This window comes from Psychrobacillus sp. (assembly GCF_056205495.1).
Window position 1 is genome coordinate 1 of the sequence record NZ_JBAEAP010000631.1, and the last position, 8,506, is coordinate 8,506.

An 8,506-nucleotide genomic window follows, 5' to 3' on the forward strand; every position below is an offset into this window, starting at 1 on the left:
AATATCACAATATGTTAGGGTATTTAATGAATGAACTTGGAGAGAAACAGGAAGTTGCCAAGCCAATTTCTCAGAAGGATGCTTTAGCGAAAGCAACAAGCTATATTAAAGAATGGATTCCTTCTTACTTACACAACTTTAGTATGCCTGTCGATGAGCCTTATTATGAGGAAAGTATGGGCGCATATAACTTCTCCTTTCCACGAGTTGTTAATGGCATAATGGTAAGTGGAGATTCCATAAACGTTGGAGTTTCAGCGGATGGTTCCTTAAATAGCTTATATGTAAATGAACAAAAAGTGGAAGAATGGCCTTCTATTAAGGAAGTGATTTCCGCAAAAGAGGCAAAGACACTTATAAATAATTCTTTAAAAGTTAAGCTTAATTATTCAAAGCAAATGCAAAAGAAAGATAATAAGCACTATGACTTACTATATGTGCCTGTATATAACGACAGCCCTTATAGTACCCTAGATGCTACGACTGGTAAATGGAGCAGTCTGTTTGGTGGAGAGCAAAGCTCTGTGGTTGTTTCTCACCCAACTGCACAGGAAGAGCTAAACTATTTAATAAGCACAAAAATTTTAGATGTAAAAGATGCTAAGGCTTTTAATGGAGACGCAGCTATTACGAAAGGCGAGGCTCTAAAAATATTAATGAATTCCTTAACCTACTTCTATGAGGGAAGGTATTATTATGGCAACGAAACGGTGGAGCAAACATTCGATAATATAGATCCAAAACATCCATTATTTCAGTTGGTTGAGCGTGCTGTAAGTGCTGAAATTATAAAGGCTGGAGATAAGAAGTTTGATGTTGATTCACCAGTAACAAGAGAAGAACTTTCTGCTTGGTATATCCGTGTGCTAGGGCTTGAGCATGCAGCGAAGCATTATGATATATACAAGGTTAACTTTGAGGATACAAATAAAATTAAATCAGACTACCTTGGGTATGTAGCGTTAGCGAATAAATATGGGCTATTTGCCACTGAAAAAAATCAATTTAATCCGCAACAGGAAGTTACTTATGCAGAAATGTCGGTTTCTACTATACGCTTAGCGCATGAAATTGCTAAAAAGGGAAGATACAATAATTATTAATCATTAAGCTAGGAGCCCTCGTTGAAGCGAGGGCTTTTCTACTTCTATCATTTTGTTAGTGGGGTGTGAAATGTTAAATAGATGGATCACTTTTGATTTAGATGGAACGATTATGCAAAATCCTTTTATTGATTATGTATTTCCTGAAATACGCAATGCCATTTGTAGGGAGAATAGAAACTTAACAAATTGTGTAGAATCATTTGTTGCTGAACACAGAAATCGCCTGAATCAACGACAATACATGGAGGCATATGATTGGGAAGAAATCATCACTTCCTATATTCAGTTACATGAGTTAAATTTGTTGATAGCCGTGGAAGAGATAGTAAAAAAACATTGTGTTCCAGGTGCTATCTATCTTTTAGAAGAAGGAATTTTAGAAGTACTGCAGGAGCTAAAGCTAAGGGGATACTCTCTTGCGGTCATAACAAATGGCTACTCTAAGTTTCAGATGCCAGTAATGAATGCTTTAGGACTGACCCCGTATTTTGATAGAATAATTACACCTGACATAATCGGCTATGCAAAGCCAGATGAGCGAGTATTTATGGAATTAGGAGAAGTTGTAGCTCATATAGGAGACCGAATTGATCACGATATCATACCTGCAAATACTTGGGGAGCTAAGGCAATCTGGATTAACAGAAGCTTACCAGAGCAACTAAAGTCTATCAAGCTAGAGTTAAGAACCCGACATGAAATGCTCAGGGATATTATCCTAGCTAAACTGATGAGAGAATCACAGGTTAATTTAAGAGCTATTCCAAGAGAAGCTATACCTTGTTCTGTAATTTATAGATTGGAGGAGCTATTGGATATTTTTTTGTAACTACACTTGCACTTACTTACAAAGGTTGGTAATTTAAGTAGTATCAAAGTTAAAGTAGGGAGTAAGAGCAATGGAGCAGTTCATGGTACCAATTCAATATAATATACTAAAGGAACAAGCTAAAAAGTTAGTAAAAGGTCTCGGTGTTACTAGGGATAGATCTGTTATAAAAGCTTTAAAAGAGCTTGTTCAGGAAAAAAGTGCTGAGGTTTTTACAGGTTTAGATGAAGAACAGCAAATGTTAATCGATAGAGTGTTGGAGTTAGAAAATAAAGAGCAACTCGAAGTGTATTTGGCGGAAGCTAAGAACTATGTTATTCCTTTTCCAGAGATTACGGGACAAACAATTAAAAAACTTTTTCCAAAAGATAAAAAACTAAAGGCACCTAAGCAAACAATTGAAGAAAGAAGTAGCACAGTATATTTTTGTGTAACTGATATAGGTACTAACCGTAAATATATAATTTATGAAAAAGCTGGTGAGCTTTTTGGAAAACGAGGGACGTACGGCAACCAAGTTAAAAAGGGTATTTGTGCTATCTGTAACCATCTGGAAGAAGTAACTTTGTTTATGATGAATTCCAAAAAAGGTAGTGAGGGGACATTCACCAAGAAAGGTAATACAATCTGCATGGATAGCATAAAATGCAATGAAAATATAACAGATTCTACTAAGCTGACAGAGTTTTTTGGTAATGTAAAATAATACTCATTGGTAGAAGCAAATCAATCAATGAGAATTTTTATACCCACTTTTAAAATTCCAAAAATAGTAAATCAAATAACTCATTTAAAGGAGCAGGCATTAATTTTATGCCTGCTCCTTTTTTCTGTTCTTTAATGTGGAACTAGACAATATACATGGTGTATAGGGATATGTAAGCGTGTTAAAAGACGGAAAAAGGGGACCAAAAGTATGCTTTCTAAATTCTTCTCTAAGCAAAAGTTGAATGTCTACGCACCGTTTAGTGGCAGTATAATCCCCCTAGATCAAGTTCCAGATCCAGTATTTAGTGAAAGGATGCTAGGTGAGGGGGTAGCTATCCTGCCAGTTAGCGGAGATGTGATGGCTCCTTGTGATGGTTCTATTATTCATCTTGCGACTACAAAGCATGCGATAGGTCTTCGAGCAGGAGATGGGACGGAGATACTCATTCATATCGGTTTAGAGACCGTTTCCTTGGGTGGACAAGGCTTTATTGCATGTGTAGAACAAGGCGACATAGTAACAAAAGGACAATTACTAATTCAGGTAGATTGGGGGTTTTTACGAGAAAAATCCATAAATCTAGTAACCCCGCTTGTAGTAACTAATAGTACAGAGAAGAAGGTCAATTTAATAGATACTCCACAAGCTGAAGAAGGAGAAACAATTCTTATGACGGTTTCTTCGAAATAAACGAATAGAGGTGAAAGCGGTATAAGAGTTGGTGGAATTAGTTAAGGCAATCATTATTTAATATCCCATGAATCTATGAAAAGAATAGGAGATGCAAACAATGAAGAGCTATATTCAAAGGCTTGGTCGTTCATTAATGCTTCCGGTTGCAGTACTGCCTGCTGCAGCAATATTGCTGGGAGTAGGGTATTGGCTCGACCCAACAGGCTGGGGAACTGACAATGCAGTTGCCGCTTTTCTCATTAAAGCAGGCGGGGCAATATTAGATAATCTAGCGGTACTTTTTGCGGTTGGTGTTGCAATTGGGCTTTCAAAGCAAAGAGATGGGGCAGCAGCACTTAGTGGGCTAGTTGCATTTTTGGTCGTCACTACCATGCTTTCCCCAGCCACCGTTTCCTTGCTTCAAGGAATTGACGTAGGCGAGGTAGATGCAGCATTTGGAAAAGTAAATAATGCCTTTGTCGGGATCCTTTCAGGAATGATAGCGGCTGCAATGTTCAATCGCTTCAGTCATGTAAAGCTTCCAGACTTCCTTGCTTTTTTCAGTGGTAAACGAATGGTGCCAATTGTTACTTCTTTTGTAATGCTGGCTGTTTCCGTAGCCCTATTTTTCATATGGCCGATTGTTTACGGAGGGTTGGTTTCATTTGGAGAAACAATCAGTGGACTAGGAGCAGCAGGAGCAGGACTCTATGGATTTTTCAACCGTCTATTGATTCCAACGGGTCTTCATCATGCGTTGAATGCAGTTTTTTGGTTTGATACGATTGGAATCAGTGATATTAAGAATTTTTGGTCAAGCACAGGGGAAAAAGGGATAACAGGTATGTATCAGGCAGGTTTTTTCCCAATCATGATGTTTGGTTTACCAGCAGCAGCGTTAGCTATGTACCATACAGCTAAAACGAAGCGGAAAAAACAAGCGGCATCCTTAATGCTTGCAGCTGGATTTGCATCATTCTTCACAGGAGTAACAGAGCCTCTTGAGTTTGCCTTCATGTTCTTGGCACCTGCTTTATATGTGGTTCATGCTGCTCTTACAGGCCTTTCATTATTTATCGCAGCGTCCTTTCAATGGACCGCAGGATTTGGCTTCAGCGCAGGTTTTATAGATTATTTCTTAAGCCTGAGTATTCCAATCGCCAACCAGCCTTATATGTTAATTGTTCAAGGATTAGTTTTTGCAGTTATTTATTATTTCTTATTCCGTTTCCTAATCATAAAGTTCAACTTAAAAACGCCTGGAAGAGAAGACGATGATGAGGTAGAGGTGGTAACAGAGGCAACTTCTGCTGAAAATAAGTTTGCAATAATGGCTGCTAAAATTTTTGCTGGACTAGGTGGCAAGGAAAATGTAACGTCTGCAGAGCATTGTGCTACTCGTTTACGTGTAGAAGTTAAAAATATGGATCTAGTAGACCAAATGAAAATAAAATCGTCCGGGATTCATGGCATTAATGTAGTAGGGCCTAAAAGTATTCAAGTCATTGTTGGCACAAACGTTCAATTTGTTGCTGATGAGGTAGATAAATTGAGAAAGTAAAAGATTATATGAGTAATTAAACTAACTTAACATAGGCCGACTCTGAGAGGAGTCTGCCTCTTTTTTCTATTAAGGATTATGGAGGAGAAGCGATGGAAAGACATTTTAAAGTTACCGCTACAGAGGGTATACATGCAAGACCAGCAGCTATACTAGTTTCAGCGATAAAACCATTCGTTTCAGCGGTTGAGCTGAAATATAATGGACAATCTGCAAATTTACGATCCATACTTTCTGTGATGACTCTTTGCGTTCCAGTACACTCAATGATTACGATTGTTGCCGAGGGAGACGATTCGAAAGAGCTGTTGGATAAATTATCTGAAGTGATATTATCTCAAGGAATTGGTGAAGGATGCGAGAACTAGAGGGAATTGGCGCTTCAACTGGATTGGCTATTGCTCCTGCATATTGTTTAATTGAGCCCAATCTCAACTTTGACCCAAAGGGAGTCCATGATCCTGAGATTGAAATGGAACGATTGAAACAGAGCATCTCTAACACAAAAAAACAGTTAAAGCTTATTTATGATTCTACCAAGCAATATATGGGGGAACAGAGGGCAACCATTATTGCCGCCCAGGAATTAATGCTAGACGATCCTACCTGGTTGTCTGCAATTTCGGATCAAATCAAACTAGGCAACAATGCGGAGATGGCCCTAACTAACATTGCCGATGTATATGCAAAAACATTCTCTGAAATGGAAAATGAATATATGAAAGAGCGGGTAGCAGATATTCGAGATGTGGCCAAACGTATGCTGTCCAATTTGTTAGGCGTAAATTTACCCGACCTTAGCTTAATTCAATCAGAGGTAATACTAGTTACAGATGATTTAGTACCCTCTCTTACAGTTCAATTGAATAAGAAATATATAAAAGGAATTGTCACGAACATTGGTGGGAAAACCTCTCATTCTGCTATATTAGCGCGTTCACTTGATATTCCAGCGGTAGTTGGTACAAAAAAGGGAACAATAGATATAAAGCATGGTATCCCTCTCATAGTAGACGGAGAAATGGGAAGAGTAATTATTGATCCTGTAGATGATATAAAAAGGTTTTATTTGAATAAACAAAAGGTATTAGTAGAAGGAGACAGGTCTTTAAGTCATTACCTTTCTATTGCGAGCACTACTGCCGACGGGCATAACGTTCATATCGGTGGAAATATCGGTAATACTCATGATATAGATGCCGTGCTCGCTAATGGAGGAGAGGGTGTTGGTTTATTTCGTACAGAATTTCTCTATATGAACAGAAGCGAGCTACCAACTGAAGAGGAACAATTGGAAATCTATCAAACAGTACTGTTGAAAATGCAAAATAAGCCGACTGTTGTTCGTACTATGGATATTGGTGGAGATAAGGGCTTGTCTTATTTAGGGCTTCCTAAAGAGAGTAACCCGTTTTTAGGGTATCGGGCAATTCGTATCAGTCTTGATAGACAACACATTTTCCGGACACAGCTACGTGCGCTATTAAAGGCTAGTATTCACGGTAATTTAAAAATTATGTTTCCGATGATTTCAATACTTGAGGAATTTCGACTTGCCAAATCTATTCTGCTAGAAGAAAAACAAAAGCTTTTAAATGCAGGAATTCCTGTCTCAGAGGAAATTGAGATAGGCATGATGGTGGAAACGCCTGCTGCTGCAATGATTGCAGATTTTTTTGTACAGGAAGCTGATTTTTTTTCCATTGGCACCAATGATTTAATTCAGTATATGTTTGCAGCTGATCGCATGAACGAGCAGGTTTCCTATCTATATCAGCCCTACCATCCTGCTATTTTAAGAGCAATTCAGAATGTGGTAGAAGCAGCACATAAGAAAGGTAAATGGGTTGGGATTTGTGGAGAGATGGCAGGAGACCAAATAGCTATCCCACTTTTATTAGGACTTGGTATAGATGAGTTCTCGATGAATCCTTCTGCTATTTTAAGGGCTAGATCTCAAATTACAAAATTAAACAAAGAAGAATTAAGCGAACACCTTAAGCACATATTAACGTTGGCAACCGACAAAGAAGTATCACAATATGTAAAAGAACATCTTCTGTGATCTTACTTCTTTCTTTTTGCTAGTAAATGTGTAATGATGAAATATCAAGTGAAAGTAAAAAGGGTACTTGAACAGAACTTTGTTAGGAGGAGATTGGAATGGAAGAAAATACTGGAAAAGTAGAAATTGGCGACATTTTTACTGTAATTGATGAAAATGATGAAGAACAGGATATTGAGGTTTTAGGTTTACTAGAAGTTGAAGGTGAAACCTATGCAGCTGTTGGCTTTGCTGATGAAATTCAAAAAGAAACAGAGGAAGATTTCGATGTGTTCTTTTTACGTATAGAAGGCGAAGATGAACTAGCTAATATCGAAAGTGATGAAGAATTTGAAAAAGTATCTGCTGCTTTCATGGCTGCAGAAGCTGAATAACATAGAAAATTAATTAAGGCTGAAGCCTGCTTTAGAATCGAAAAGCACGAGAAATTTTACCAACTGTAAAATTTCTGGTGCTTTTTTAGTTATTTCATAGTTAAAGGTCTATATTTTCTTTCTAAATACACTAGCATGACGAAGACAGTAGCATTTGATTAAAAAATGTATAAATTATTTGGAGACGGAGAATATAAAGGAAAGAAAGGATGATTTAAGGTGGAAGATTATAAATTTGCAGAGTTAGATCAAGAACAATTGCAGGAAGTGCACGAATTAGAAGAAAAGCTAGGTGTGACTTTAATCGCCTACAATGCTTTTTTTAATAACACAAGCACCACGACAGATCATTCTGCTACAATTTAATAACAACTAACATAGGGATTTTTCATTTTTTCTCTTAAAAATAGAAATAAGAAAATTATTAATGAAAAATGAAATACTACTAAAATTATTATCAATAGAGCTGGAGATGTATTTGGGCTCTACCTTCTTACTATCAAATAAAAACCGTGAAACGTAAAGTTTCACGGTTTTTATTTGATAGAAGCTAGTTATCAGCTTCTTTCTCTAGTTGTAGAGGAAAAGATAGTCTTTTTATAGGAACTACGTCAATCTTTGTAAGATAATTGAAGAATTTACGTTTGTTTCATTACCACCATCTTCAATTGATAGGAAAATGGAAAGATCAGAGCCATGGTTTCTTAAAGAAATAACGTTTCCAGCGTTTAAGAATACAATGGCCTGACCATTGTTTTGTTGAGTACCAGCACGTGTACCGTAAAGAGTTTCCGGTAGTGGAGTTTCATTAACGAATATTGCAAATTGGTTATTTTCGATTCCTGTAACAGAATAGGTAATTAGATAATATCCTGAATTACCGATAGTAATAGTAGCTGTGCCAGGAGTGTGGGTTATATCACCAACTATTGGTCCAGTAGTATCAAAAGTTACGGATTCACCTACAGGTACTGTTTGAGTAGATCTGTTAAAGACCTGAGCAAATTCTGTTACAGCTGGAGTTCCATCTGCGCCAGTAGCCCCGGTAGGTCCAGTAGCACCAGTAGCACCAGTAGCACCAGTTACCCCGGTAGGTCCAGTAGTTCCAGTTACCCCAGTAGCCCCGGTAGGTCCAGTAGCTCCAGTTACCCCCGTAGCGCCAGTAGCCCCAGTAGCGCCAGTAGCCCCGG

Annotated in this window: 10 protein-coding genes; 9 read left to right on the forward strand and 1 reads right to left on the reverse strand. The window is 37.8% G+C overall.

Translation table 11 applies throughout. The annotated features are described in order from the left end of the window. The 9 genes from AC06OU_RS17965 to AC06OU_RS18005 form a co-directional block, all read left to right on the forward strand. Positions 1 to 1,103: S-layer homology domain-containing protein (locus AC06OU_RS17965; protein ID WP_475857609.1), on the forward strand; the 1,103-nt coding region annotated here is incomplete at its 5' end. 70 nt (positions 1,104 to 1,173) lie between these two features. Next, positions 1,174 to 1,935, forward strand: a complete 762-nt coding sequence (locus AC06OU_RS17970; RefSeq protein WP_475857610.1) for an HAD family hydrolase — start codon at positions 1,174 to 1,176, stop codon at positions 1,933 to 1,935. 82 nt (positions 1,936 to 2,017) lie between these two features. Then, a complete protein-coding gene (locus tag AC06OU_RS17975) occupies positions 2,018 to 2,641 on the forward strand; it encodes a FusB/FusC family EF-G-binding protein (protein ID WP_475857611.1) in 624 nt (207 codons plus the stop codon). A 210-nt stretch (positions 2,642 to 2,851) separates the two neighbouring features. Further along, positions 2,852 to 3,334 carry a PTS sugar transporter subunit IIA gene (locus tag AC06OU_RS17980; protein WP_475857612.1) on the forward strand — a complete coding sequence of 161 codons (483 nt, stop codon included), beginning with the start codon at positions 2,852 to 2,854 and terminating at the stop codon, positions 3,332 to 3,334. Between the two features lie 100 nt (positions 3,335 to 3,434). Further along, positions 3,435 to 4,877 carry an N-acetylglucosamine-specific PTS transporter subunit IIBC gene (gene nagE / locus AC06OU_RS17985; RefSeq protein WP_475857613.1) on the forward strand — a complete coding sequence of 481 codons (1,443 nt, stop codon included), beginning with the start codon at positions 3,435 to 3,437 and terminating at the stop codon, positions 4,875 to 4,877. 92 nt (positions 4,878 to 4,969) lie between these two features. Continuing rightward, complete coding sequence (locus AC06OU_RS17990) at positions 4,970 to 5,245, forward strand: HPr family phosphocarrier protein (RefSeq protein ID WP_475857614.1); 276 nt, start codon at positions 4,970 to 4,972, stop codon at positions 5,243 to 5,245. Beyond that, positions 5,233 to 6,942, forward strand: a complete 1,710-nt coding sequence (gene ptsP, locus AC06OU_RS17995; RefSeq protein WP_475857615.1) for a phosphoenolpyruvate--protein phosphotransferase — start codon at positions 5,233 to 5,235, stop codon at positions 6,940 to 6,942. Before AC06OU_RS17990 ends, ptsP begins: the two co-directional genes overlap by 13 nt. A gap of 98 nt (positions 6,943 to 7,040) precedes the next feature. Further along, entirely contained in the window at positions 7,041 to 7,316 is a 276-nt protein-coding gene (locus AC06OU_RS18000; RefSeq protein WP_340881987.1) for a DUF1292 domain-containing protein, read from the forward strand. Positions 7,317 to 7,535: 219 nt separating this feature from the next. After that, a complete protein-coding gene (locus tag AC06OU_RS18005; protein ID WP_475857616.1) occupies positions 7,536 to 7,682 on the forward strand; it encodes a hypothetical protein in 147 nt (48 codons plus the stop codon). Positions 7,683 to 7,922: 240 nt separating this feature from the next. Here AC06OU_RS18005 and AC06OU_RS18010 read toward each other — a convergent pair. Next, a partial coding sequence (locus tag AC06OU_RS18010) for a BclA C-terminal domain-containing protein (protein WP_475857617.1) occupies positions 7,923 to 8,506 on the reverse strand: 584 nt, incomplete at its 5' end.

Excerpts from the sequence above, each read along its gene's own strand:
- AC06OU_RS17970 (WP_475857610.1), top strand. The coding sequence starts at position 1,174 with ATGTTAAATAGATGGATCACTTTTGATTTAGATGGAACGATTATGCAA.
- AC06OU_RS17975 (WP_475857611.1), top strand. The coding sequence starts at position 2,018 with ATGGTACCAATTCAATATAATATACTAAAGGAACAAGCTAAAAAGTTA.
- AC06OU_RS17980 (WP_475857612.1), top strand. The coding sequence starts at position 2,852 with ATGCTTTCTAAATTCTTCTCTAAGCAAAAGTTGAATGTCTACGCACCG.
- nagE (WP_475857613.1), top strand. The coding sequence starts at position 3,435 with ATGAAGAGCTATATTCAAAGGCTTGGTCGTTCATTAATGCTTCCGGTT.
- AC06OU_RS17990 (WP_475857614.1), top strand. The coding sequence starts at position 4,970 with ATGGAAAGACATTTTAAAGTTACCGCTACAGAGGGTATACATGCAAGA.
- ptsP (WP_475857615.1), top strand. The coding sequence starts at position 5,233 with ATGCGAGAACTAGAGGGAATTGGCGCTTCAACTGGATTGGCTATTGCT.
- AC06OU_RS18000 (WP_340881987.1), top strand. The coding sequence starts at position 7,041 with ATGGAAGAAAATACTGGAAAAGTAGAAATTGGCGACATTTTTACTGTA.